Below are 25,481 nucleotides of genomic sequence, written 5' to 3'. Positions count from 1 at the left end.
TGTCGTGAGACGAATCCATCCCGCCTGGGCCGTGGCCGCGGTGACCTTCATCGCGCTGATCGGCGCCGCCGGCTTCCGCGCCACCCCGTCGGTCCTGCTGCAGCCGCTGCACGACGAGTTCGGCTGGTCGCTCGGCACCATCTCGGCCGCCGTGTCGGTGAACCTGCTGCTCTACGGCCTGACCGCGCCGTTCGCCGCGGCCCTGATGGACAAGTTCGGCATCCGCCGGGTCGCCATGGCCGCGCTGTTCCTGGTCTCGCTGGGCTCCTTCCTGACCCTGTGGATGTCGCACAGCTGGCAGCTCATCCTCTGCTGGGGTGTGCTGGTCGGTCTCGGTACCGGGTCGCTCGCCCTCGGGTTCGTCGCCACCATCACCGGCCGCTGGTTCGTGAAGCACCGCGGCCTGGTCACCGGAGTGCTCACGGCGGGCGGCGCCACCGGCAACCTGATCTTCCTGCCGGTGCTTTCCCGGATCGCGGTGTCCGACGGCTGGCGTACCGCCGCGCTGACGGTCTCGATCGCGGCGCTTCTCGTCGTGCCGCTGATCTTCTGGCGTCTGCGGGATCACCCGGCCGACCTGGGCGTGAGCGCTCTGGGCGGCACCTTCACCGAACGGCCGGCCCGTAACACCGGCGGTGCTGCACGCAACGCCCTGCGCGGCCTGCGTGACGCCGCGAAGACGCGGGCGTTCTGGCTGCTCGCCGGCGGTTTCGCGATCTGTGGGGCGACCACCAACGGTCTGGTCGGCACGCACTTCATCCCGGCGGCGCACGACCACGGGATGCCGCAGACCACGGCGGCGAGCCTGCTGGCGCTGGTCGGGCTCTTCGACATCGCCGGGACCATCGCGTCCGGCTGGCTGACCGACCGGGTGGACAGCCGGATCCTGCTCGGCGGCTATTACTTCCTGCGCGGGCTGTCGCTGCTGGTGCTGCCGTCCATCCTGGCCGCCACCGCGCACCCGAGCATGCTGGTCTTCATCCTCTTTTACGGCCTGGATTGGGTGGCCACCGTGCCGCCGACCGTGACGCTGTGCCGGGAGTACTTCGGCGCGGCCGGTCCGATCGTCTTCGGCTGGGTCTTCGCCTCGCACCAGTTCGGCGCGGCGATCGCCGCGACCGCCGCCGGCCTGGTCCGCGACCAGCTCGGCACCTACACGGCAGCGTGGTACGGCGCCGGCGCCCTGGCCATCGGAGCTTCGATCCTGAGTTTGATGCTCTTCGCGGGTAAGAAGATCAAGACGATGTCACCCGAGCTCGGGCTGACAACGCTCAAGGCGTGACCTGGACGACCTCCAGCAGGCCGCTCAGCACCAGGATCTGCCGCACGTTGACGCTCGGCCGGGTGAGCCGGAACGCGATCGCCTTGTCCCGGGCGCGCTGAAATCCGGAGATCAGCGCGCCCAGCCCGGTCGAGTCGATGAACGCGACACCGGCCATGTCCACCACGATCTCCTGCGGACGGCTCGCGACCGCCTCGCCCAGGATGACCCGCAGTTGCTCCACGGTCAGGATGTCGATCTCGCCCTGCAACGACACGGTCGCCGTGCCATCGACGACATCCAGGCTCGTCACGATCTCATCGGTCACGGGGGGACCTTCCGTTCCGGGCGGGTGCCCGCTTTGCGTTGGCGGGGGTTCCACGTACGGTAATCGGCATCACCAACACGTGAGGAGCACAGTGTGCCGATCCGTGGCGGTCTGCCGCCGCGCAACCCCCGCTTCGTGGGCCGGGAGGAGTTGCTGACCCGGGTGCGTGGCCTGCTCGGCAACGGTCCGGTGGTGTTGCTGCCGAGCCCGGACCACCAACTCGGCGGTACTGGGCGTACCCAGTTGGCTGTGGAGTATGCCTACCGGCACGCCGACAGTTACGACCTGGTCTGGTGGATCCCCGCCGAGCAGAACGCCGGGATGCGCGCCGCCCTCGCCGGCCTGGCGCAGCGCCTGGGTGTGCCCGAGGCCCGCGATCTCAACCGGACGCTCGGCGCTGTCCGCGACGCGCTGAGCCGGGGGGAGCCGTACCGCAACTGGCTGGTCGTCTTCGAGAACGCGAACCGGCCCGAGGACATCATGCCGTACCTGCCCAGCGGGGCCGGGCATGTGCTGGTGACCAGCCGCAACCCGCGCTGGACGGCCGAGGTGGCGCAGGCGATGCCGGTGCCGATCTTCGACCGGTCGGACAGTGTGGACCTGCTGCGGGCCCGGGCGCCGGAACTGTCCGCGTCCGATGCCGACCTGCTGGCGTCCCGTCTGGACGACGTGCCGATGGCCCTCGACCTGGCCTCGGCTGTTCGCGACGCCGCGGGCTGGCCGCTCGCCGATTACCTGCGACGGTACGACGAACGCGCCGCCGAGCTGGCCTTCCCCACCCCGATCCGGGTCGCCTGGGGACTGGCCGCCGAGGCGCTGGGTGAGAACGCGCCGGCCGACCGGATCCTGCTGGAGCTCTGCACGTTCCTGGCCAGCGCGCCGATCTCGTGGCGGCTGCTCTGGGCGGCACGCACCCTGCCGCTGGAGGGCGAGCTGTCCCGGACGGTCCGGGTCGAGCGCCGGCTGCGCGCCGCGATGCGCCGGATCGGCCGTTACGGTCTGGCCGATCTGGACCCGGCCGGCGAGAGCCTCACCGTGCACCCGCTGGTCCGGGGCATGTTCGGCCAGGAGCTCACCTCGGAACGGCACGCGGCGCTGCTGCGTACGGTCCGGGGGATGCTGGCCGCTGCCGACCCGGGGGACCCGGACAACCCGGCCGGCTGGTACCGGTACGCCGAACTGGCCCCGCATCTGATCCACTCCGACCTGCTGGGCGGCGACGCCGAAGAGGTACGCCAGCTCGTCATCAACTGCATCCGGTTCCATTTCGCCCGGGGTGACTACGACTCCAGCCGTGACCTCGCGAGCTCGGCGGTGGCCCGCTGGCGCGACGGGCTCGGCGAGACGGCGGAGCAGACGCTGCTGGCCGCGTTCCACCTGGCGAACGCGTTGCGGGCGGTGGGCCGCACGGCCGACGCCCGCAATCTGAACCTGCAGACGTTGCGTACCCAGCGGGAGGTCTTCGGCGCCGACGACGAGGCGACGCTTGCCACCGCGAACAGCGTCGGCGGCGACCTGCGGATGCAGGGCCACTTCGGGCAGGCCCGGCAGCTCGACGCGGACAACCTGGTGCGTTACCGGCGGCTGTTCGGCGAGAGCTTCCCGACCGCGCTGCGCTGCGCCAACAACCTCGCGGCCGACCTGCGGCTGCTCGGCGACTTCCGGGGCGCCCGGGCGCTCGACGAGCAGACCCTGCGGCACCGCCAGGCGATCTTCGTTGACGGGCATCCGGAGACGCTGTCGTCGCGGACCGGTCTCGCCTTCGACCTGTACGGCCTCGGCGATTACGCCGGCGCGGCCGAACTGCTCGCCGGTGAGCCGGCCGGCCGGGTGCCGGCCGATCACCCATTCGCGCTCTGGGCCGGCCGGTTCGCCGCGATGGCGGCCCGCCGCCGCGGTGAGCCGGAGGCCCGCGAGCTGGCCGCGGCGAACTTCGCGGCCTGCCGGCAGCGGTTCGGCGATCTGAGCGTGGACACGCTCGCGGCCGGGGTCTCGCTGGCGCACTGCGCCCGTGCCGAGGGTGATCTCGCCGGGGCGCACGAGCTGCTGGAACGCGCCGTGATCCGCTATCACGCGGTGCTCGGTGACGAGCACCCGTTCACCCTGGCCGCCTCGGCCGGGCTGGCCGCCGTGGTCCGCGCCGGCGGCCGGTACGCCGAAGCCCGCACCATCGACCAGGAGGTGCTCGGTGGCCTGCGCCGCAGTGTCGGCGCCGACCACCCGTTCACGCTGAGCTGTGCGAACGGCCTGGCCGGCGACCTGGCCGCGGTGGGGGAGGCGCAGCCGGCCCGCGAGCTGGCCGCCGACACGCTGCGCCGGTCCCGGGCGGTTCGCGGCCCGGACCACCCGGACACGGTGGCCTGCGCGTGGAACCTGGCTCTCGGCGACGGCGACGAGGGATCACAGCAGCAGGCCTTGGACGAGCTGCGGAAAGTGTTCGGCGACGGCCATCCGGTGTTCCGGAGGACCGCCGCCGGCGAGCGGCTGGAGACCGATATCGATCTCCCGCCTCTCTAAGCGATCGCCTTGAAAACCTCAACAGCCTGACGGTCCAGCAACTCGGTCACGTCGGCCGCCGGCATCGGCCGGGCGAAGTGGTAACCCTGCGCCCGTCCCGCGCCCAGCTCCCGCAGCCACGCCGCCGTCGCCGCGTCCTCGACGCCCTCGGCGACCGGCGCCAGGTTGAAGGTCCGGGCGATGTGCAGCACGGCCTCGGCCACCGACGCCCCGCCGCTGGCCGGCATGGCCTGGACGAACGAGCGGTCGATCTTGACGACGTCCACCGGCAGGGTGCTGAGGTGGCTCAGCGAGGAGAAACCGGTGCCGAAGTCGTCGAGGGCGAGCCGGACACCGAGCGCCTTGAGCGCGCCGAGCACCCGCGCCGACTCCTCCAGGTCGGTGAGCGCCACCGACTCGGTGAGTTCGAGGACCAGGTCCTGCGGGGGCAGGCCGGTACGGTCGAGAACCGCCTGCACCTCGTCGATCAGCCGTGGGTTGCCGAGCTGCGACGCGGACAGGTTCACGTTGAGCTCGAACCCGGGGAACCGGTTCTGCCAGGTGATCGCCTGCCGGCAGGACTCCTCCAGGACCCAGCCGCCGATCCGGGGGAGCAGGCCGAGTGACTCGGCGAGGTCGAGGAACTGGGCCGGCGCCATCAGGCCGTGCTCCGGGTGCCGCCAGCGGATCAGGGCCTCCACGCCGACGGTCTGCTCGCCGCCGTCCAGGTCGACGATCGGCTGGTAGTAGACCTCGAACTCGCCGGCGTCCAGCCCGCGCATCAGGTCGGCCTCGGCCCGGCGGCGGGTCTCGGCCGCGGCGAAGAGCACCGGGTCGAACCGGCGGGCCAGGCCGCCGCCCTCCTGCTTGGCCCGGTACAGCGCCTGGTCGGCGCGGCCCAGCACGGAGTCCAGCCGGTCGCCGTCGCGGGCGACGGCCACACCGGCGCTGACCCGGACGCTCATCGGGATGCCGGCCACGCTGAGCGGCCGGTGCAGCTCGGCCAGGACGCGCTCGGCGACCGCGAGAGCCGCCTGCTCGTCCTCGACGCCGGGCAGCAGCACCGCGAACTCGTCGCCGTCGAGCCGGGCGACAGTGTCACCGGCGCGGACGTTCACCGAGAGCCGGTCGGCGGCGGCACGCAGCAGGTCGTCGCCGATCGCGTGCCCGTGGAAGTCGTTGATGTCCTTGAACCCGTCCAGGTCCACGATGATCACCGCGGTCTGCCCGCGGGTCGGCTCGTCGATGACACCCTCGGCGTACTCCAGGAACATCGCCCGGTTGCCGAGCCCGGTCAGCGGGTCGCGGAACGCGTGCTGGGCGAGCAGGCTCTGCTGCCGGTTCAGATCGGTCTCGGCGCCACGGCCGAGCAACTCCCGGACCAGCACCGCCACCGCGATCAGCAGCACCAGCCAGATCGCGGCCGGCGCCAGCTCGGTGTTCAGGTGACGGAAACCGGCGGCGAGCAGCGCCGCGGCGGTCACCGCATGACGCAGCATCGGACGGCCGCCGTCGAGCAGCAGCACGGCGAGGCCGAGACAGAGCGCCGCCAGCAACGGCACGATCCGCCCGTCACCCATGCCGGGCTGCTGCGGTCCGGCAGCCGGCCAGGCGAGCAGCACGAGCGACGCGATGACGACGGTGTCGTCGACACCGAGCCGTACCCGATCCAAGAGAACGTTGCGAGCCACGATCCACCTCCGGCGAGACAGATCGGTCCGGGAGCGCTGCAGATGAGCTATCCGGAGAGCCAATCGGCGAGCGCGTCCACCGGAGCCTCCGGCGCGGCCATCGCGGCGGCCTTCACCACCTCCGGTCGCGAGCGCAAGGCCGGGCGCGGGGAGACCAGGGCGAGGCCCGCCCAGGTCAGATCATGGTCCCGCTCTTTTTCCAGGCCCATTTCGTACGCACGAAGCGCGGCACCGTCATCGCCCCGCACACAGGCGGCGTCGCCGTCCGCCGCGAACTCGTCCTGTCCGGCGTCCTGGCCCTTGACCAGCGAGCGGACGAGCCGCAGCCGGGGGCTGTTCTCCAGCGCCCGGCCGGTGCCCGGCGCCAGGACCGACGTGACCGCCGGTGCCGGGCGGCCCGCTCGCCAGGCGGCCGCCAGTTCGGCGGTGTCGTCCGGCGCGACGGTCAGGTTCCGCAGGCGCCAGCGCAGCCGGTGGTCGGTACGGGCCAGCGTGGCGAGGCGCTCGATCTCCGGCTCGACCGGTTCGGCGAGCCACGGCCGCACCTCGTCGAGCAGCGCGGCCACGAACCGGGCGCCGGCCTCGGTCAGCTCCCCACCGCCGATCAGCAGCTCGGCCGCCTCGGCCACCGCGACCCGCCAGCGGGCGAACTCGAACTCGGCCGCCCGGCCGCTGCCGCCGCCCGCTGTCCGCTCGGTACGCCAGAACCGGGTCACGGCCAGGTAGGCGTAGGTGCCGTGCAGCACGCCGGACGCGGGCCTCGGGTCGTCACGCCACGGCGAATAGCCGGGGCCGCCACCCGGGCGGACCAGGTCGAAGAGCAGGTTCGTGGCGTTCAGCACGCTGTGCTGGGTCTCGTGCAGCAGGCCCACGGCGAGCGCGGCCGGGCCGGCCGGCGAGGACATGGCGACCGCGCCGAACGCCTCGGACGAGGTGGCGCTGATCCCCTCGGCCGCCGGGTCGGGCCGGACCGGCACGATCACTTTCAGGACGGCGGCGAGCATCTCGGCGGCCGGGCGGTGCCGGCTCGCCAGGATCTGCCAGGCCCCGTCGAGGCAGCGCTGCCAGTGGTCTCGTTCGGCGGTGGTGAGGGGTGCCGAAGGCGGAAGACCCAGTCCGTGTCGCACGGAGCTGGAGTCCTCTACGCGTACCCCAAGAATTTGATCTTGGGCAGTGGCGGTGAGGGGGAGTCCTGGCTGGGGGAGGTCATGGTTTGTCGCCTCGTTGCCGGCGCGCAGCGCCTGGGCGGCCCAGAGAGCGGTCATCGGGTCGGCGATCAGCCGATTCGCCTCGTCGGGGGCGGCGGTGGTGAGGCGGGAGTACCACGCGGGGGTGTGCGGGAGGCGGCGGCGGATCTCGCGCAGCAGGAGCAGGGTGCGGCTGAGCTGGGCGCGCCGGAGCGTGTCGAGGGTGTCCGAGTCCGGGCGGCCGGCGCCGAGGGCGGCGAAAGCGGTGTCGGTGAGCAGGAAGGGCTGTGGTCGCATCAGATCGCCGAGTTGAAGCCGGCGATCGGCTCACCCTGCCGATCCAGCTCGTCGGTGACACGGCGCAAGGCGTGGGCGAGGGCAGATGTGTCCTCTTCGACGAGTTCCGCCAGGGTGGCCCCGGAAATGTCGATCATCACTGATCGCCACTCCTCCGGCGTCCCCCCGCCGTCCTGGCCTGCGTCCACGGGCCTTCTCCTCCGGTGCTGCCTCGGTGTCGGTCGATGCGTTGCCGCAAGGTTACGGCGGTCGTCGGGTCGGGTGACCGGCGGGAGTCACTACCGTGGGTGCTCGCACAGGGTTGCGTCGCCGTGATCTCATGGGACAACACGACCGCAAGCGGTAACGGAGGGCGAAATCGTGCTGGGTGTAGAGCCAGGCGCCGAAAGTGGCGGTGCGGCCGCTCCACCGGCGGGCCAGGATGAGGCGGACGAGCCGGTGATGCCGGCGCCGCCATTCCCCACCTTTCAGAACACCCCCACGTTGCCGCATCAGTCGCCGGGCAACGGATTCGAGAGCGGACGTGACAGTCGTGCCAGGTGAACCCACTCCGTCGCTGCCCCGTCGGGGCCCGGCGCCGCCGGTGGATCAGATGAACAACTCGGAGCTGGCGAGGATGGTCGAGGCCGAGCATCCGTACCGGGGTAAGGCGCTCTTCGAGCTCTGCGACCGGGTGCCGACCGATGACGACGCGGCGACCAAGATCGGGATGCTGTCCCGGCTCGACTCGCTGCGCCGGGCGCGGCTCTTCGACCGGGTCTCGCTGGCCTGGTCGGCGATCATCGCGCTGCTGGCGGCGGAGACCGGGCACGCGCGGGACGAGGCGTACGCGGCTTTCGCGGCGCTGGACCCGGAGGAACAGCGGGACATGCTGGATTACCTGGAGGTCAGTGCGATCGAGGAGGCCCACCCCCGCATCACGTGAGCGGGCCTCCGGTCAGGTTTTCTTACGCTTCGACGTGGACGTCTTTCCGGAACGCGACGCGGTCACGCACCGCTGAGGCATCCGGTTTGGGGTCGGGGTAGTACCAGGCGGCATCCGGCGCTGTGTTCCCGTTGGCTTGGAGGGAGTAGTAGGACGCCTTGCCCTTCCATAGGCAGACGCTGTGCGTCTCCGACGGCACGAGCACGTCCTCACGCACGCTGGTGAGGGGGAAGTACGTATTGCCCTCGACAACCACCGTGTCGTCGCTTTCCGCGATCACTTCGTCGTTCCAGATAGCCTTCGGCATTCCTCGAACGTAGCGCGCCGTGGCATTTGTGTCCGATACGTGCGTTTTATTCACCTCTCGTGGGTGAAACGTAGGAAAACACGCGTGTGAAGATCTACAGTGGGTCCCCAGTTTCGCCTGTCGTTTTTTGGGGTGCGTTTGATGGATGACCGGCTCAATCAGCTGCGCGGACCGGCGAAAGCCAAGCGGCACAACGCGCGGACGATCGCCGCGCTCACCGGCAACCCTGGCTGCTCCCGCCGGGCCGTCCTGGACGCCGCCGGAGTCGACAAGGTGAAACTCGGCGAGCAACTCGGCTTCCCCGGCAGCTTCGGCCAGTCCCGTTTCGCGCTGTCCCGGGGCAACGCGTTCGAGGCGATGCTGAAGGCCGACGACTGCGAGCTGCTGCGCTCGGTGCTCGGCGCCTCCTCGTCGCTGGCCTATCAAGATCTTGGAGCCTCGTCGGTCGACGACCGCCACGCACAGACCGTCAAGGCGATCGCCGGCGCGCGGGCCGCCCTGATCGACCACCCGCTGCTCACCCTCGACGTGGCCGGCCAGACCGTCTACCTGGAACCCGACCTTGTGGCGTACGCGAACCAGGGCCGCCTCCAGGTCGTCGAGATCAAGTCGTTCGCGATCGTCGACGACCAGGCCGACAGCGCCAAGGTCTCGGCGGCCGCCGTGCAGGCCGCCGTTTACGTGCTGGCGCTCCGGGAGCTGCTCACCCGCCTCGGCCAGGATCCGATGCTGGTCAGCCACGAGGTCGTGCTGGTCTGCCCGGAGAACTTCTCGCTCAGCCCGAAAGCGGTAGTGCTCGACGTCCGCAAGCAGCTCTCCACGCTGCGCCGCCAGCTGTCCCGGCTGTCCTCGGTGTCGTCGCTGATCGCCGAGCTGCCGGACTTCGTGAGCTTCGACGTGACCCTTGAGCCGGCCGCGCTGGTCGAGGCGCTCGGGCACATCGAGCCGCGGTACGCGCCGGAGTGCCTGTCGGCGTGCGAGCTGTCGGTGTACTGCCGGCACGAGGCCGCCGGAGGGACGGCGGTGCTCGGGCGTACGGTCCGGGAGGCGCTGGGCGGGATCGAGAGCGTGGACGAGGTGCTGGCGCTCGCGGAGGGGCGTCAGGCGCCCACCGAGGACCAGGCGGAGTCGGCGGCGCTGCTGCAGGCCGCGCTGAGGTTGCGCAACGAGGCTCTCTATTGAGTACGTTGACCGCGCTGGCGCGGGCTCAGGCCCTCGTCGCCGGCCGGGCCCAGCCGATCGCCACCGTGCGGCACCTGCACGTTCAGGACCATCCGCTGGTGCTCATCCCGCTCGCCATGGCCGGCGAGGCGAACGCGCCGCTGGCGGCCATGGTCGGCGCTTCGCATAAGGCTCCGCGTCTGCTCGTGGTGACCCAGCCGCGCGACCGGGACCTGCGGTTCGCGTTCTTCGCCGAGCTCGCCGAGGAGCTTCTTCCGTATCTGGAGAGCTTCGCGACCGAGAGCGAGGACGTCCCGATCGATCGCGGCAAGGACGTCCGCCAGCGCTATCTGGACGCGCCGCAGATCTGGGTGCCCAACCCGGGCGGCATCGACTTCCTGCGGATGCTCGGCCGTTCCACCCGATTCCGTACGGTCGACGGCGAGTACCCGGTGCCGATCGGAGTGCCGCTGCTCGGCCGCTGGCTCACGTTCCTCGCCGGGACGGCCGAGATCCCCGGCTCGTCGTTGCTGCTCAATGCCGTGCAGGCGCTCGGGCTGCACTGGGCGACCGGGCAGAGCGCCACCGAGGACGCCCAGTTCGGCACCCAGCTGGCCTGGATCGAGTCCGGAGCGGCCGAGGCCCGCGAGGCGGAGAACGGACCGGTCGCCGGGCCGGCCACCGACCCGGAGTTCGACAACAAGGTCCTGGCGCCGCTGATCGAGCGATCCGCGCCCGAACTGCCCGACGTCCTGCGGGAACTGCTGCTGCCGACCTGGGACCGGATGTGGCGCACGCTGGACCTGCTGCGCGGTCTCCCGGCGGGTGAGCGGGTGTCGCTGCGCTGGGACTCCGACCGGGACGCGTACACGGCCTTCGCGCAGTACATCGCCGAAGGTGGCGCACCACAGCCCCGCCGCGACGGGGCGGTCGCCGCCGCGGCCCGGCTGCAACGCCTGGAGAACGCCGCCTCCCGGTACGCCGTGCAGCGCGCCTTCGACGACCCGCTGGTCCTCGCCGAATACCGCCTGAGTGGCGCGGCCTTCGCGGGCGTCGTCACCCTCGCCAACCCGAACCGGGTCGACGACAGCGGCAAACGGCCGGTCCTGCGCCCCCGGATCATGGTGCACACCACGGAACCCGTGCGCATGGAGCCCGGAACGTCACTCACCTCCCCGTCCCGGACCGCGCAGAAAGCCCGGGTGGTCTCGGTGACACCGGCCGGCGACGGGGTGGACGTGCTGCTGGAGCTCTCCGGCGGGATGGGACGCAAGCTGGTCGCCGAGCCGGGCAGCGTGCCCGAGGTGGGCGAGCGGCTGATCCTGACCACGCTGAGCGAGGCTTTCCGCCCGGGCGGCGCCTTCCCCGAGCCGGCCGAGACCCCATGGACCCACGGCGGCCCACCAGCCCCGCCGGCTGATGTCACCGCCGCGCCGGAGGCCGCTGCATCAGGTGAGGCTGACCAGTAACAGGGCTATGTCGTCGTTGCCGGGAGGCGCGGCGGCCAGCAGCCGCTCGCACAGCTCGTCGGGACTGCTCGCGGCGTTCGCCCGCAGCACCTCGGAGATCGTCGCGACGCCGTCGTCGAAGAGGCGCTGGCGATTTTCCACCAGGCCGTCGGTGTAGAGCACCAGCGTCGACCCGGCCGGGACGAACCGGCGGTTCGTGCTCCGCGGCTCTTTCGGCGGCAGGCCCAGCAGCGGCTCCGGCGGCACCCACCAGGCCTGCACGGTCCCGTCCGGCAGCAGGACCAGCGGCGGCGGATGCCCGGCGCTCGCGAAACACACCACCCAGCCCGACCAGGACCGGCTCACCCGGGCCAGCACCGCGGTGGCCGCACCCGGCACGTGCAGGCCGTGCAGCGCCTGGTCCAGCGCGAAGAGCAGTTCACCCGGCTCCTCGTCCCGCCCGTACGCGTTCCCCCGCACCAGGTTGCGCATCTGGCCCATCGTGGCGGCCGCCTCGATGTCGTGCCCGGCCACGTCACCGACCGCGACCATGACGCTGCCGTCGGGCTGGGCGAAGGCGTCGTACCAGTCGCCGCCGACGGCCGCGCCGTCCTGTGCCGGCACGTAACGCGCGTGCAGGCCGATGCCGTCGATGCTGGGCAGGTCGGTGAGCAGGCTGCGCTGCAGCACCTCGGCCATGTGCCGCTGCTCGCGGTAGAGGCGGCTGTTCTCCACGGCCAGCCCGGCCCGGCGGCCGATCTCGGCGGCGGTGCGTTCCTCGGCAGCGGTGAACGCCGACCGCTCCGGATGCTTCACCAGCAGCACCGCGCCGAGCGTCTCCCGCCGCACCGGCGACGTGATCGGCACCAGCAGCGACGCGCCGAACCCGGCCCGTGCGGTGATCTCGGCCAGCTCGGTGTCGTGCAGCCGGCTCTGCAGGTCGGCAGCGCCGTCCGGGGTACGCAACGAGCGGGTCCGGCGTACCGCCTTGACCATGGCGCGCAGGTCGGCGCGGGATCGGACGCCCAGCTCGCCGAGCCGGGCCATGTCGGCGGCGCGCTCCGGGAGGCGGTGCGCGGCCGACACGTACGCGGAACCGCGCGGCTCGTCGGCGACCGTCACGACGCACCAGTCGGCGAGCCGGGCCGTGACGACGCCGCCGAGCCGCCGCATGGCCTCCTCGACGTCCATCGTGGCGGCCAGCGACTCGGTCAGCTCGGCGAGCACCTCGAGCTGCTGATGCGCCGACTCGGCGGCGGCCCGGGCCTCGTCCGCGGCGGCCCGGGAGATCCGCAGGCAGACCTCCGACGAGCAGACCTCGGCCAGCTCGCTGATCAGGGTGATCTCGCTCGGTGTCCAGGCCCGGGGCTCCTGGTCGATCGCGCAGAGCGTGCCGACGATCTGCCCGTCCGGACCGGTGATGGGCGCTCCCACGTACGCCACCGCGCCGATCTCATGGATCGACGGATTGTCCCGAGTCCTGGGATCGGTCCGCGCGTCCGGAATCGACAGCAGCTCGCCGGCCACCACCACGTGCCGGCTGAACGAGTGGGTCAGCGGCATCTCGCGGCTCGTGGCGAGCGGCTCCGGCACACCGACCTGGCCGACCAGGTGCTGCCGTTCGGCGTCGACCAGGCAGACCGCGCCCATCGGGGCGTCGACCAGCTTGTTCACCAGCATGGCCAGCCTGTCGAACGCCTCGTCGCCGGCCGCGTCGCCCGGCTGGGGGCCGCCCATGATCCGGCGGACCGACAGCAGCCGTGCCGGGTCCGCGAGCACACCGCGCCCGGCGTCGCCGATCACTTCCTCGTGCAGCACCATCGCCCCCCGGTCCGTTCCGCCAGGTTACCGGCGGTGTCCGGATGCGGGCTCCTCCGGAGCTGACCCGATCATCCGTTTCAACCCTGCCCGAACGGACACCCCCAGACAGCTGCCATCGTCCAACGGCGGAAGTATCCCGGCCGTCAACCCGTGGCGCCCTCAGCCCGCGGCAGCCGGCCCGCAGCGCCCTCAGCCCGTGGCAGTCGGGCAGCAGCGGTCTCAGCCCGCGCGGCAGTCGGCCCGCAGCGGTCTCAGCCCTCCGGCGCATGACGCCGGCGCTCACGCCGCGTCTCGGCCGCTGCTCGCGAACGGCTGCCGGATGCCGGCTGTCAGCCCGGATCGCAGCGTCCCCCGGATCTCGGCATGGCTCAGCCCCGCCCACAGCCCCGCCGCGGTCAGCGCGTGCCACACCGCCGCCTCGTCCAGCAGCCCGGCGCCGACGAGCCGGCCGAGGATGAACGCCGACCGGTTCAGCGTGTCGTTACGGGCACCGACCGGCGCGTGGGCCACTTTGTCGGACTCGGATTCGAGGGCCGTTTCCGCGTACCGAATGGGGTGGGTGACCCGCCGCCCAGCCGGCGGCAGAGCGGGGCCCTCGATGAGCGCGAGCAATGCGGGTGGGCCGGCCGGAAGGCCGGATGTCGGACGGCGGATCCAGCTGTAGTCGACGCCGCTGGCGTGCCGCGAGGGCGGGGCCAGGACGTAACCGCCCGCGCCGCGCCAGTCGAGGCCGGGCAGCAGGCGGACCCGGTTGCCGAAACCGGTCGGACGGAACCAGAGGTGGAGGCCGCCCCGGCCGGTGCGCACCCGCGGGCCGGCCGGGACCTCGTCGTGCAGCAGGTGGCGAAGCCCGTGCCAGCCCTCCGCCGAGTCGACGTCGGCGACATCCATCATCACGCCGGTGCGCAGGCCGACGTTGGCACGCGGCCAGTGCGTCCACCAGAGCCGGATCTGGTCGGTGTCGGTGGAGGCGTCGGTCAGGCCGTGGCGGAGCAGGGGATGTTTGCCGGGACGGTCGCATCGCACTCCTTTGTCGCACGAACAGGCGCCACCCTGGTCAGGCGCGTGCACCGGCAGGACCGGGATGCCGTGCCGGGCGTACGAAAGGGCAGCCATGAGCGACATTAGAACAAGCGTACGACAGTTTTACGGACAGGGCAGCGCCCGCAGCACATGGGAGATGTGGTGCGAGGTGCTCCACGCGATCCAGCTCGCCGAGCTGCCGGCGCCCCGGGCGGTCCGCGCCCGCCGGGCGATCTCGGCGTCACCCCAGGAGAACCGGGCGCCGGTGGACGGCCACTGCGGCGAGCTGACCAGGGTCCGGCACAGGTCGTGACAGCGGTCGTCGCTGCGCCCGCCCCGGCGCGCCCATCGGTAGATCCACCACTCCTGCTCGGAGGTGTACCGCAGGGTCGGCAGCTGCCGGTGATGCTGCACGCCGTTGCGGCGGACGGGCGACGTGACGCCGTAGTCCGCGTACCCGACCCCGGATTCGCCGAGGCGCGCCCAGACCCGGGCATCGAGCCGTCCCACCGCGACCGGGCGGTCGGTGGGCAGGTCGTCGAGGTTAGGCGGCATCGCGCCGGACGCCACGCTGACCGAGCGCCACGCCGAGCCACGAGCCCAGCGCAGCACCCGCCGGGCCCGCTCCTCGACAATGTCGGCGTGCGACAGGCAGGCCGTCTCGGCCAGGTCGATCAGCAGGTCGACCTGCCGCGGGTCGAGCCCGGAGGCTTCGAGAACGCGCTCGGCGACGGCGTTCGCCTCGGCCGGATTGCCGGCGTCGGCGTGCGGCTGGAGGCGCAGAACGGCCCGCTGCCGATGCATCCGGGCCGCCGCGCCATGAGCGGCGAGCCGCTGGAGGCTCTCCCGCGGACGCATCACCGGGACCAGACCGAGATCCATTTCGGTCAGCCTCCCGGCCAGCGCCAGCAGCAGCTCCGGCGGCCCAGGAACACTTCCAAGATCAAGAGCGACTACTTGGGTACGCGGCCGCAGCTCCCGTAACAACGGAAGAATCCCCTCGACCGACTCCAGCTCCACGATCGGCGTGACCCGCGCGGCCTCCTCGGCCGACAGGTGGGCCAGCGCGGTCAGCTCGCCGCGCCGCGGGCGCAGGATCGGCTGGTAGTCGGCATAGAGATCCATGAATCAACGGTAACCTTATTGACGGTTACCATAGTGTTACGCTCTGTATAAATGCGCGAGCATCGATTGATTCACCTCCCAGCCGTCCGGAAATTTCACCGGGACGTTGAGGTGCACCGGCTCGGTGGACGGGTGCGCGTCCAGCAGCTCGGCGATGCCGGCCCGGGCCACCACGACACAGGCGTGCCGATGCCGCGAGGTCAGCACGCACAGCCGGCCGGACTCCAGGTGGAACGCGGTGGCGTCGCGCCGGCCGGAGAGCGGGTGCAGGACCACGGTCAGGTCGTACTCCCGGCCCTGCAGCCGGTTCGCCGTGTCGACGGTGACCTCGGCGGCCTCCGGCGGCAGCAGCGAACGGATCACCGCGACCTGGTCCCGGTGCGCGGCGCCGATGGCGATCCGGTCCGCAGTGAGCGGTCCGGTCCCGGACTCCGAGGAGGCGACCCCCTGCCGGGTCAAGGCCCGTGCGGCCAGCTCGGCGCACGCGGCGGCAGCCTCCGCATCGGTACGCACGGTGAAGCGGGCCGGAAGCTCGTACAGCCCCCAGCCGGTCGCCGCGGCGGTGTCCAGCACCTCGTCGAGCGGGCCCTGCGCGGGCTGCCCGAACACGAGCGAGCGATCACCCGGACCGGTGCCGGACCGGAACCCGGTGAACGGATAGAACGCCTCGGCCACCACCGGTGCCGCCGAGGCGGGCAGCCGCCAGGAGACCGGCAGGCGATGCACCGGGAGCTCCGGGTTGTGGCGCAGCAGCACGGCGACGGCGCTCTGCATCGGGTCCCAGGAGAGGCCGACCCACCGGTCCACCTCGACCGTCGAGAACGGATCGAGCTGGCCGGGATCACCGACGAACAGCGCCCGCTCGAACCGGGGAGCGACACGCAGCAGTGCATCCGAGCGCATTTGGTACGCCTCGTCGACGATCGCCCACGGCCAGGTGCCCTCGGTGACCGTGGCCCATTTCGCCGCCGTGCCGATGGTGACCGACGGCGAGCCCAGGTCCGTCACCTTCGGCGCGACCCGGCAGCTCGGATGTGCCTTGACCCGGGCTGACGCCTCGTAGTCGACCGCCGACAGCCGGCCGACCGAGACCTCCGGCGAGCGGGTGCCGAGCCGGTCGATCAGGTCGTCCACCTGCTCGTTGGTCTGCGCCACGATCATCAGTGGCTCGCCTGTTTCGGCCAGTTCGCCGGCTGCGCGTACCACCAGGGTCGACTTGCCGGCGCCGGGCGGCGAGTCCACCACCACGCCGCGGTGGCGGCCGGACCGCAGGTCGCTCAGTACCGCCGCGATGACGGCGGCGGCCTCCTCAGCCGGTGACACGCTTTCCGCTGGTGAAGCGGTTTTTACCGGTGACACGTTCAGACTCACCCCGGCACGTTAGCGTGGGCGAAGCCTTGGATGGGTACGCTGCCCGGCATCATGGACGGGAGCGAATGGGACTGGCCGGCGGTGAAGCTGTCGGCGCTCCGGCTCGGTCGCCGGCTGGGCGTGCTCGTGCCCGCGTCGCAGCCGAACCGGTGGTCGTTCGTGCACATCGTGCCCAGCTCGGGGCCGGCCGACAAGGCCTCGCTGCGCGCCGGCCGGGCACGCAGCGACGACACGCGCAGCTTCCGGGTCACCCACTGGGAGTTCGAGGCCGACCGGCTCGAGGGGTACGACCACGACCTCGGTGCCGTCCGGATCCGGCACGCCGAAGCGGCCGACGAGGCGGCGCTCCTGGCCGTCCTGCGCGAATGGCGACTGCGGCCGGACCATTTCGAGCACTCCTGGGACACCGTCGGCCCGTCTTCCGGAAATATCTGAACGGTTCAGCCGGTGGCCGTTCACGTTCGATCGTCTGATGATGGTTCCCGGCGGGTAGGTCGGCGCTGGGCAGCCCAAAGGTGATTGCCACGCCATTTTAAATGATTTCCGGGTACGCGATTTCACGGTTCAGTCTTGCGTTTTATAAATGACTTCTCTCGTGTTTATAGATGACTGCTCTCGTGCGCTGGGGCTTCGGGCGCGCCCTGGTCGCCGACGGGAGAGCGCACGCTGAGGCCGTCGCGCCGCTAGCTGCACCTACTCGCGGATGATCTGACGGGAATCTGACACTCGCATCGTCGTGCGCCATCTAGCGATCTTGTGGCCCCGCGGGGCCAGCGCGAGGAGATCCGCGGGTGAGCCCGTTGCAGCCACTTGCATGAGGTCCTGGAACGCCCCGGATTCGCCCGGTAACCGCCCGGCTAAACGATCAAGGGCGACTCTTCGTCGCAGGTGAAACAGCATTCGATCACTATGAGTGAAACGATGTTTGCTTCTCCGTCATCGCATGGAAATAACTCTCGGCTTCAATATTCAGTACGGGCGAATAGCGAAGCCGGCCTGCAACTTGCGCATGCGGTTCGCTTGCGCAAGTTGCAGGTTTCGTCGATCCCCGGCCGCTCGCTCCAACGTCGTGGCAGCCTGTTGGTCGACATGCGCGAGTTCATTCACGGTTGTTTTTATGATCTCGTTGCGACCCCTTCCAGTCGATCATCGGAAGTGCAACTCTTCTAGCCAGCAGTGACGTCAGTAACACGGACGGTGGTGGTGGGGAATGCGCCCAGACGTTCTCGTCGGTCCGAGTGAATGGCTCATCGAGCAGTTCGGTGATCAGATCGCCGACGAGCTCTGGACCCGGGTACCCGAGGCTTTGAGCACCGCGATCGACCGCGAGGTACACGCGCACCCGGCGATGACCCAGACGGTGGAGCGTGTGCTCGCGAACCCGCGCTGGGCGTTGCCCTATGAGGAACTGGTCCTCTTCCTGGGCACACTCCCAGGCGCGGAGATCATCGCGGTGCCCCGATCGGTGTACCAGCTCGTTCTGATCAATGGGCACGTCGTGGTGCCATGGTGTTACGGCCAGTCCGCGCGGATCTCGATGCGCGACGCCGAGGTCGGCCGCTCCTTCGGCCGCCTGGCCCGCGAGTTGCTCCGCCGGTTCGGCCCGCCGTGGCGCCGCTCACCGGTTGAGGCCCCACTCCCGCTCGACGCCGTCGACGAGCGCGAAGTAGCCAAGATCTGTGCGGCGATCGCCCAGATGGCAACAAAACCCGAGGTCGTGATCGCCGGTTTCGCCGGCGCGCCGAACCTGGGCCTGCTCCGCGCGTGCCTGGGCGAGGTCAAGTCCACGGACAACGGCACTCTCAACTGGAGCCACATGGACGACCTACCGCTCCCGCCGCCGGTGATCCCGCGCCCGAGGCGCATGCAATTCCCCTGACAACCCTGGTAACTCCACCCATCAACGGCCACCTCAGGCAGCCGCCGCCGAGGTGGCCGTTGATCGTCCTTCGAAGGGCCTTATCTCTTCAAGGTGTCGCTATTCGAGGCGCCTTCCGGGGCATCTGTCGAGGCGTTTTTCGGGGCGGGCCGTTGGGGGAAGGATGGCCGGATGCCGTCATTCGTCGTCACCGGCGGAGGCCGAGGTATCGGCCGAGCCATCACCGAACGCCTGGCCACCGTTGGCCCCGTAGTGGTCCTGGAACTCGACCCGGCAGCCCTGACCTGGACCACCGATCACCCCGGCCGGATCATCCCGGTGCTTGGCAACGCCGCGGACCCGCAGGCCGCCGAGCAAGCAGCAGCGACGGCGGCATCCGAGGCACCGTTGCAAGGCTGGGTCAACAACGCAGCGATCTTCCGCGACGCCGCCCTGCACGAGTCACCCACCGAGGTCTCCACCCTGATCCGCCAGAACCTCGACCCCGTCCTGACCGGCTGCGCGACAGCGATCCGCCACTTCCTCGCCACGCCCGAGTCCGGCGGCTCGATCGTCAACATCTCGTCACACCAGGCGAGCCGCGCGGTCCGGGCCGCTCTTCCGTACGCGACCGCGAAGGCCGCCATCGAAGGCCTGACACGAGCGCTGGCCGTCGACTACGGCCCGTCAGGCGTACGCACGAACGCCCTCGCCCTGGGCTCGATCACCACCGACCGATCCGAATCCCACCTGGCAGCACTCTCCGAACCCGGACGTGACCACTTTCACCAGGAGATCCGCCTGCTCCACCCACTGGGCAGGATGGGCCGCCCGTCCGAGGTAGCCGAAACAGCAGCCTTCCTCCTCTCCGACGCGGCCTCCTTCATAAACGGCACCACAATCCCGGTAGACGGCGGCCGAGCAGCCCAAGGCCGCGACCCCGAAGAAACCTGACCCCCCACCAACCCGAGCGTGTCGATTTGAGGTGCGCTCCGCACCCGAACTCGACACACAGGCGGGCGCTGGCCCGGGCGTGTCGATTTGAGGTGCGCTCCGCACCCGAACTCGACACACAAGCAGGCGCCGACCGGAAGCGCTGGCCGGTCGGGCCACGGCGTGTTCTCCCGCCGCAGGTCCCGCTGCCGAGGGCGAGCCGTAGCTCAGACACCTCATGAGGCAGCGATAACGTCCCTGAACGACGGCTCGTGCCACTCAGCCGTAGCCCAGGCGCCTTATGAGCGTCCGATGACACGTCTGAGCTACGGCTCGGCTCGGCCAGCGGCTCGGCTCGGCCAGTAGTCGGGCCGGATTTCCGCGTGGTGGGGCGGAGTCGAGACGGTGTGAGCGGCCCGCCGATGCGTGTGGAGTTTGGGCGCGGATCGAACCTGAAGTCGACACGGGCTTGCGGCATGCGCTCTGCGGCGTGCGGCATGCGCTCTGCGGCGTGCGGCTTGCGCTCTGCGGCTTGCGTGTCGCGTTTGGGTGCGTATTGAACCGCTAATCGACGCTCTTGGTCCTCGCCCTGGCGGTCGCGCGGGGCCGGGGCTGGGGCCGGAGCCGGGGTCGGCCGGCTCAGTGCTTAGGGGGCCGTCAGATACGCCGTTGAGAATGGTTCTTTTCTTGATCTCATGTCGGCGTATGTGGTGACCAGGAAGGTTGTGCCCACCACGCCGAACGCCACCGAGAACAGCCCGTTCAGAATGACCTCGGTCGCTGAGCCGGCTGTTGCGCCCAGGCCGGCGTGCGCCAGTGTGGAGACGACGAGCAGGGCGAATGACGCGCCGAGTGCTATGCCGTAGACGGTCGCCACCCGGCCGGCCGATACGCCGAAGTCGGCGTGGAAGAGCTGGAAGCAGCGGCCGATGCCGGCGCCGCGTTCCACGGTGACCACCACCGGCAGGACGGCGAGGACGGCGGCGACGTAGATGACCGGCAGGATGCAGAACAGAACCGCCACGACGCTCAGCAGCATCGCCAGGACGCCCCAGCCGAACAGTGCCGGGGTTCGGCGGAGCGCGACTTTCAGGGCGTTGCCGAGTTCGACGGGCCGGCCGGTGGCGGCCTGGATCACCAGTTGAACGGTGGCCGACGTGGCGATCAGGTAGAGCGCTCCGGTGAAGAGGGCGGCGAGCAGCACCACGAGAACGGCCACGGCCAGGTCGCCGACCGGCGGAAATCCGGTGGGGCGGGCATCAAGGGCGATAGTGAAGGTGCTCTGCTCCCGCTCCAGCAGGTTCTGGGCGGGGAGGCTGATCACCAGAGTCGGCACGGCCACGATCACGTGCAGCAGCAGGGCCGGCTTCCAGATCAGCTTCACCAGCGCGGTGCCCCGGGCGCACCAGCCGCTGAAGTCCGGGCTGACCAGCGGGTCGGAGGGCCCGGCGTGGAAGGACGACGGAACTCCCGGGGTCTGCGAAGGCCAGTAATGGCCGTTGCCGTCCAAGTTCTCCCAGCCGTGATTCACGTGGTCCCCAAGGCATCGATCCAAGATCAGTGCGCGCCACCATAGCGGGTGCCGGGGTACGCAGCAGCCCCGCGAAGATCAGCAGGGCAGGCCCTAGACTCCGTGGGATGGCCGAGCAGCGGGAGTCACCCACGACGATCCGGGATCGGGCCGTGGCTGTCGCCGACTACCTGCTTGCGGTCCGGGCGCAGATGGAGCGGCCTTCGCGGACCCTTCCGTCCGACGCGCACTGGCTGAGCGATCTCCCTCAGCACCCGGACTGCCGGACCGGCCCGGGCGCCGACGGCACGTCCTGGCTGCGCGTCGGCCGTCCCGAGCTCCCGCCTCCGGTCCCGGTCCCGGCCGCCCTGCGCCGCCGGCTGCGCGGCGACGTGTCCGCAGCAGCCGAGCCCGTGGATGAAAAACCGCGCAATAAGCTCATAAATCCCCCAAACGGGGCGAAGGGAGATGCGGGCGGCGGCCAGCAGAACCTAAACAGCCAACAAAGCCCGGACGGCCAGCCAAGCCCGGACAGCCAACAAAGCCCGGACGGCCAGCAGAACCCGGACGACTTCGAGCTCTGGCGTGATCAAACCTGGCGCCCCTGGTCCCTTGCTACCGCGGTCGCCGAGCAGACCCGTGAGCTTCACCGCCGCCTCTTCGACCGGATGCATCAGCTCGACATGGACACCGCCACCACCGAGCTGGTCTGGGGTCACGGCATCCTGGAGACCACGATCGACGGCAGCCGGGTGCGTTACCCGCTGGTCGCCACCCCGGTCCTGATCGAGTACGACCCCGACAAAGCGCTGATCAGCGTCTCCCCGGCCGGCCCGTCCCGGCTGCAGGTCGAGGCGCTCACCGGGCTGGACGAGCGATACATCAACCAGCTCACCAACCTGGCCGGCCCGGGCGGCGCCCTCGAAGTCGACCTCTGGAACGACTTCGAGCGCCGCGAATTCTTCGAACGAGCGCTCACCAGGCTGGGCTTCGACAAGACGATCATCGAAAAAGCCGACAAGACCCAGAAGGACGGCATCCGCGACGTCGCCGTTCTCTTCGCGCGCCCTCGCCAGCGCCACCTCCGCGCCTTCCTGGAAAACCTGCGGGACCGCCTCACCACCGGCGACTTCGGCGCGGTCGGTTCGCTCGCCGCGATCGTGGCGCACGAGCCGAGCCGCCTGGAGATGCCCGACGACCAGCCGGAGACCTGGGAGCGCGTGGGTGAGCGCCTGCTCATGCCGCTGCCCACGAACGAGGCTCAGGAGTCGATCGCCCGCCGGCTCGCGCACCACCGGAACGTCGCCGTGCAGGGTCCGCCCGGCACCGGCAAGACGCACACGATCCGCAACCTGATCTGCCATCTGATGGCGAACGGCAAGCGGGTCCTCGTGGTCGCGCAGAAAGAGGAGCCGCTGCGGGTTCTCCGGGACGGCCTCCCGGAGGAGGTGCAGGCGCTCTGCCTCGCGGTTCTCGGGCGTACCACCGATCAGCTGGTGCAGTTGCAACTCGCCGCGCGGGAGCTGTCGGACCGGGCGGCGACGCTCGACAAGGAGGCCGAGGCACGCCGGGTGGATCGGCTCACCCGCTCGCTGGAGGAGGCGGAACGCGAGCTCGCCACCGCGACAGCCGGCCTGCGGCTGATCGCCGAGAGCGAAGCGGCCACGTACCAGATCGGTGGGGTTGCTCTGCTCCCCGCCGAGGTGGGCGCGTGGTTGCGGGAGCGTGCCGCCGCGCACGGCGGGATCCCGGATCCGCTGACCGGTCCGCCGCCGCTGACCATCGAGGAATTCGCGACGATGCTCAAGCTGGCGGCCCGGCTCACGGCCGAGGATCGCGCGGCCGCGATGCGTCCGTCACCGGAGATCCAGGACCTGCCGGATGCCGCCGCTGTCGCGGCGTCCCGGCAGCGATGCGACGAGATCGAAGCGGCCCTCTCCCGCTTGGTGGACCAAGGCCTCGACATCACGAGGGTACGCACGGAGCAGCGGGCCGGCATGACCGAACTGCTCGCCGAGTTGAAGGACGCCCTGGCCTGGCTGCGCCGGCGCGAGGGTACCTGGACCGACCGGCTGGGCCGGCTGCTCGACGATCCGCACTGGCGCCGGCTCTGGAACGACCAGGTGGTCGCCACCGAGACGCTCTTCGCCGAGCTCGCCACGCTGGCCCGGGAGGTGACCGGCCACCGGATCGCGGTGCCGGAGCCGATCCTGGCCGAGCCGAAACTGCTGCTGACCCGGCTGGGCGAGATCCGGCAGCGGTTCGAGGCGGGCCGGGGACTGAACAGGCTGCTCCAGGCCGGGCTGTACCGGCTGGCCGACGAGATCCGGGTGGACGGCGAACCGCTGCGTACGGTGGCTGACATCGACCTGGTGACCTCCGGGGTCCGCCGGTCGCAGGCCCGTCAGCGGCTGGGTGACTCGTGGGCGGAGTGGGTGGAGCGGCTGTCGGTGCCGGCTCCGGCGACCGGTTGGGGCGACCCGGAGATCTGGGCGGGAACACTGCTCGCCGAGGCGAACCAGTCGCTCGACTTCGACCTGAACCGGTGGCCTCCGCTGGAGGAGCGCATCGCTTTACTCGTACCCCAGAAAGATCTTGCGCTCGACGCAGCGTGCCTGGCGGACGTGGCCGGGATTCTGGAGAGCGCGGCCGGGGTTTTCGCCTTGGAGAAGGCGCAAGCGCAAGCGCGCGCCGTGGCCGAGCGGGTGGCGCCCTGGCCGGAGCTGGCCGAGGCGTGGAAGACCTTGGAGGGGTGGGACGAGGCGGTCGCCGAGGTGCGTCGGCTGGTGCTGATGCAGCCGGACGTGATGCGGTTCCATGCGGCGCACGACCGGCTCACGTCGTCGGCGCCGGAGTGGGCTGCCCGGATCGCGAGCGGGGAGCATCCGGTCGTCTCCGGCCAGGCGTGCCTGGAGGCGTGGGAGTGGCGGCGCGCGCAGACCTGGTTCGACGGTGTGGTCGGTGACGTGGATCCGGCGATGCTGGCGCGGCGGGTGGAACGGGCGCGCGCGAAGATCCGGCGGCTGACCGGTGAGCTGGTGGTCGGGTCGGCGTGGCTGGAAGTGGCCCGTGCGCTGGACGACCGCCGCCGTGCCGCGCTGGCGGACTGGACCACGGCCCTTCGCAAGATCGGCAAGGGCACCGGCCGGGGTGCCGCGGCCTGGCAGGCGCACGCGCAACGGGCGATGGAGTCCGCGGTGAGCGCGGTGCCGGTCTGGGTCATGTCGGTGGACCGGGCGATCGAGCAGTTCGCCGGTGGCGCCAAGTTCGACGTGGTGATCGTCGACGAGGCCTCGCAGGCGGACCTGTTCGCGCTGCCGGTGCTCTCGCTCGCGGAGCGGGCCGTGGTGGTCGGCGACGATCAGCAGATCGGTCCGCAGCTCGGTTTCGTCGGCGCGGTCTCCGGTCTGATCCAGCGGCACCTGGACGGGGTGCCGTCGGCCGAGCATTTCGACCCGGAGTCGTCGCTGTACGACCACGCGGTCCGCCGCTCGCCGGAGCGGATCCTGCTGACCGAGCACTTCCGCTGCGTGCCGCAGATCATCGAGTTCTCGTCGCGGCACTACTACGACAACAAGATCATGCCGTTGCGGGCCGACCGCCCGGTGCTGCCGCCGATCCAGACGGTCTTCTGCGCGACCGGTGTACGCCAGTCGCTGGCCGGTTTTGGCGACGTCAACCTGGAGGAGTCGACGGCACTCACCGAGCGGATCACCAAGATCGTGGCCGACCCGCGGTACGACGGGAAGACGCTTGGCGTGATCAGCCTGCTGAGCAGCAGTGGGCAGGCCGGGCACCTGATCGCGGCGTTGCGGGAGGCGATCGGCGAGGACGAGATCCAGGCCCGGCGGCTGCGGGTGGGTGACGCGTACACGTTCCAGGGCGACGAGCGTGACGTCATGCTGGTGTCGATGGTGGTGTCCGAAAACGATCCTCGGGTGGCGGCGTTCACGAAGCGCGATTACCACCGGCGGATCAACGTGGCGGCGTCCCGCGCCCGGGACCAGCTCTGGATCTTCCATTCGGTACGGCCGTCCGCTCTGGCCGCCGACGACGCCCGGGGACTGCTCCTGTCGTACGCCCTGAACCTGCCGACCGAGGCCGGCGCGGCCGACCTGGCCGCCCGCTGCGAGAGCGACTTCGAGCGTGACGTGCTCAAGCTGCTGGTGGCCCGGGGTTTCCGGCCGGTGCCGCAGTTCCGGATCGGCGGGTACCGGATCGACTTCGTGCTGAACGCGCCGGACGGCAGGCGGCTCGCGATCGAGTGCGACGGGGACGCGTACCACGGCCCGGAGCGCTGGGAGAGCGACATGCGCCGGCAGTCGGTGCTCGAACGGGTCGGCAACTGCGTCTTCGTACGGATCCGGGGGAGTGTTTTCGCCCGGGAGCCGGAGGCGGCGATGCGGCCGCTCTGGCAGCGGATCGAGGAGCTCGAAATCGCCTCGGTCGTCGCCACCGACGCTGACTGAGGATCACATTGTGCACTCTTGATGGAACGCTGAGTGCATGTGGACGACTACTGCCGGGTAGAACAATGCGGAAGGTTCCAAGGCGGACACTTGCAGTGACTGTCTGTCATGGAGTTGGAGGCGGCATTTCGGCGGAATTGTGGTGCGACGCGGTCGTCCGTTCGGTTGTTTCGCTGCTCTGGATGGGCGATAATTCCCTGCTCATGACCCTGCTGGCGAAACCGTCAAAACTTTGACGCTTGCGTCCACTGTTACTACAGCCCGGTGACG

19 protein-coding genes are annotated in these 25,481 nt (G+C 70.7%); 9 read left to right on the top strand and 10 right to left on the bottom strand.

Annotation, left to right across the window (positions count from 1 at the left end):
- The first annotated feature begins 4 nt into the window (after positions 1 to 4).
- Positions 5 to 1,282, top strand: coding sequence for an MFS transporter (locus B0I29_RS08130; RefSeq protein WP_111648278.1), 1,278 nt, complete (start codon positions 5 to 7; stop codon positions 1,280 to 1,282).
- On the opposite strand, the gene B0I29_RS08125 is transcribed toward B0I29_RS08130, so the two are convergent.
- A complete protein-coding gene (locus tag B0I29_RS08125; protein WP_111648277.1) occupies positions 1,272 to 1,589 on the bottom strand; it encodes an STAS domain-containing protein in 318 nt (105 codons plus the stop codon). The two genes, B0I29_RS08130 and B0I29_RS08125, sit on opposite strands and share 11 nt — an antisense overlap.
- 93 nt (positions 1,590 to 1,682) lie before the next feature.
- On the opposite strand from B0I29_RS08125, the gene fxsT reads away from it, so the two are divergent.
- Positions 1,683 to 4,106, top strand: a complete 2,424-nt coding sequence (gene fxsT / locus B0I29_RS08120; protein ID WP_111648276.1) for an FxSxx-COOH system tetratricopeptide repeat protein — start codon at positions 1,683 to 1,685, stop codon at positions 4,104 to 4,106.
- Here the strand turns inward: fxsT and B0I29_RS08115 are convergent.
- From B0I29_RS08115 to fxsA, 3 genes are read right to left on the bottom strand one after another with little or no spacing between them, the layout of a single operon-like run.
- Entirely contained in the window at positions 4,103 to 5,776 is a 1,674-nt protein-coding gene (locus B0I29_RS08115) for a putative bifunctional diguanylate cyclase/phosphodiesterase (RefSeq protein ID WP_111648275.1), read from the bottom strand. The genes fxsT and B0I29_RS08115 overlap by 4 nt on opposite strands.
- A gap of 47 nt (positions 5,777 to 5,823) precedes the next feature.
- On the bottom strand, positions 5,824 to 7,260 hold the full coding sequence (locus tag B0I29_RS08110; RefSeq protein WP_111648274.1) for an aKG-HExxH-type peptide beta-hydroxylase: 1,437 nt from the start codon (positions 7,258 to 7,260) through the stop codon (positions 5,824 to 5,826).
- On the bottom strand, positions 7,260 to 7,448 hold the full coding sequence (gene fxsA / locus B0I29_RS08105; RefSeq protein ID WP_245972339.1) for an FxSxx-COOH cyclophane-containing RiPP peptide: 189 nt from the start codon (positions 7,446 to 7,448) through the stop codon (positions 7,260 to 7,262). The genes B0I29_RS08110 and fxsA overlap by 1 nt, the downstream gene beginning before the upstream one ends.
- A gap of 404 nt (positions 7,449 to 7,852) precedes the next feature.
- Here fxsA and B0I29_RS08100 point away from each other — a divergent pair, with 404 nt between their 5' ends.
- Entirely contained in the window at positions 7,853 to 8,185 is a 333-nt protein-coding gene (locus B0I29_RS08100) for a hypothetical protein (RefSeq protein ID WP_111648272.1), read from the top strand.
- A 22-nt stretch (positions 8,186 to 8,207) separates the two neighbouring features.
- Here B0I29_RS08100 and B0I29_RS08095 read toward each other — a convergent pair whose 3' ends face one another.
- The gene (locus B0I29_RS08095; RefSeq protein WP_111648271.1) at positions 8,208 to 8,492 is read right to left on the bottom strand and encodes a DUF427 domain-containing protein; all 285 of its coding nucleotides are present in this window, start codon (positions 8,490 to 8,492) and stop codon (positions 8,208 to 8,210) included.
- 141 nt (positions 8,493 to 8,633) lie between these two features.
- Here B0I29_RS08095 and B0I29_RS08090 point away from each other — a divergent pair, with 141 nt between their 5' ends.
- Together B0I29_RS08090 and B0I29_RS08085 are read left to right on the top strand one after the other, a co-directional pair.
- A complete protein-coding gene (locus B0I29_RS08090) occupies positions 8,634 to 9,674 on the top strand; it encodes a hypothetical protein (RefSeq protein ID WP_111648270.1) in 1,041 nt (346 codons plus the stop codon).
- Entirely contained in the window at positions 9,671 to 11,122 is a 1,452-nt protein-coding gene (locus tag B0I29_RS08085) for a hypothetical protein (protein ID WP_111648269.1), read from the top strand. The genes B0I29_RS08090 and B0I29_RS08085 overlap by 4 nt, the downstream gene beginning before the upstream one ends.
- Here B0I29_RS08085 and B0I29_RS08080 read toward each other — a convergent pair.
- The 4 genes from B0I29_RS08080 to B0I29_RS08065 form a co-directional block, all read right to left on the bottom strand.
- Positions 11,102 to 12,922: a GAF domain-containing SpoIIE family protein phosphatase gene (locus B0I29_RS08080; protein ID WP_111648268.1), complete on the bottom strand. Its 1,821-nt coding sequence runs from the start codon at positions 12,920 to 12,922 to the stop codon at positions 11,102 to 11,104. The genes B0I29_RS08085 and B0I29_RS08080 overlap by 21 nt on opposite strands.
- A gap of 279 nt (positions 12,923 to 13,201) precedes the next feature.
- Positions 13,202 to 14,038, bottom strand: coding sequence for a bifunctional DNA primase/polymerase (locus B0I29_RS08075; RefSeq protein WP_245972338.1), 837 nt, complete (start codon positions 14,036 to 14,038; stop codon positions 13,202 to 13,204).
- A gap of 30 nt (positions 14,039 to 14,068) precedes the next feature.
- Positions 14,069 to 15,070: a beta family protein gene (locus B0I29_RS08070; RefSeq protein ID WP_111648266.1), complete on the bottom strand. Its 1,002-nt coding sequence runs from the start codon at positions 15,068 to 15,070 to the stop codon at positions 14,069 to 14,071.
- A gap of 36 nt (positions 15,071 to 15,106) precedes the next feature.
- A complete protein-coding gene (locus B0I29_RS08065; protein ID WP_221403062.1) occupies positions 15,107 to 16,435 on the bottom strand; it encodes an AAA family ATPase in 1,329 nt (442 codons plus the stop codon).
- Positions 16,436 to 16,471: 36 nt separating this feature from the next.
- Here B0I29_RS08065 and B0I29_RS08060 point away from each other — a divergent pair, with 36 nt between their 5' ends.
- The 3 genes from B0I29_RS08060 to B0I29_RS08050 all read left to right on the top strand — a co-directional run bounded on the left by B0I29_RS08060 (position 16,472) and on the right by B0I29_RS08050 (position 19,253).
- On the top strand, positions 16,472 to 16,876 hold the full coding sequence (locus B0I29_RS08060; protein ID WP_245972336.1) for a hypothetical protein: 405 nt from the start codon (positions 16,472 to 16,474) through the stop codon (positions 16,874 to 16,876).
- Positions 16,877 to 17,651: 775 nt separating this feature from the next.
- On the top strand, positions 17,652 to 18,320 hold the full coding sequence (locus B0I29_RS08055) for a hypothetical protein (protein ID WP_111648264.1): 669 nt from the start codon (positions 17,652 to 17,654) through the stop codon (positions 18,318 to 18,320).
- A gap of 171 nt (positions 18,321 to 18,491) precedes the next feature.
- The gene (locus B0I29_RS08050) at positions 18,492 to 19,253 is read left to right on the top strand and encodes an SDR family NAD(P)-dependent oxidoreductase (RefSeq protein WP_111648263.1); all 762 of its coding nucleotides are present in this window, start codon (positions 18,492 to 18,494) and stop codon (positions 19,251 to 19,253) included.
- A 625-nt stretch (positions 19,254 to 19,878) separates the two neighbouring features.
- Here B0I29_RS08050 and B0I29_RS08040 read toward each other — a convergent pair.
- A complete protein-coding gene (locus B0I29_RS08040; protein ID WP_111648261.1) occupies positions 19,879 to 20,763 on the bottom strand; it encodes a hypothetical protein in 885 nt (294 codons plus the stop codon).
- Between the two features lie 107 nt (positions 20,764 to 20,870).
- On the opposite strand from B0I29_RS08040, the gene B0I29_RS08035 reads away from it, so the two are divergent.
- Positions 20,871 to 25,211 (top strand): AAA domain-containing protein, encoded by a 4,341-nt coding sequence (locus B0I29_RS08035; RefSeq protein ID WP_111648260.1) that lies wholly within the window; start codon positions 20,871 to 20,873, stop codon positions 25,209 to 25,211.
- Positions 25,212 to 25,481 lie beyond the last annotated feature (270 nt).

The sequence above is a fragment of the Actinoplanes lutulentus genome, from assembly GCF_003259845.1.
Taxonomy (GTDB): domain Bacteria; phylum Actinomycetota; class Actinomycetes; order Mycobacteriales; family Micromonosporaceae; genus Actinoplanes; species Actinoplanes lutulentus.
The sequence above is the reverse complement of the archived record's forward strand: the minus strand, read 5'-3'. Positions and strand labels throughout refer to the sequence as shown.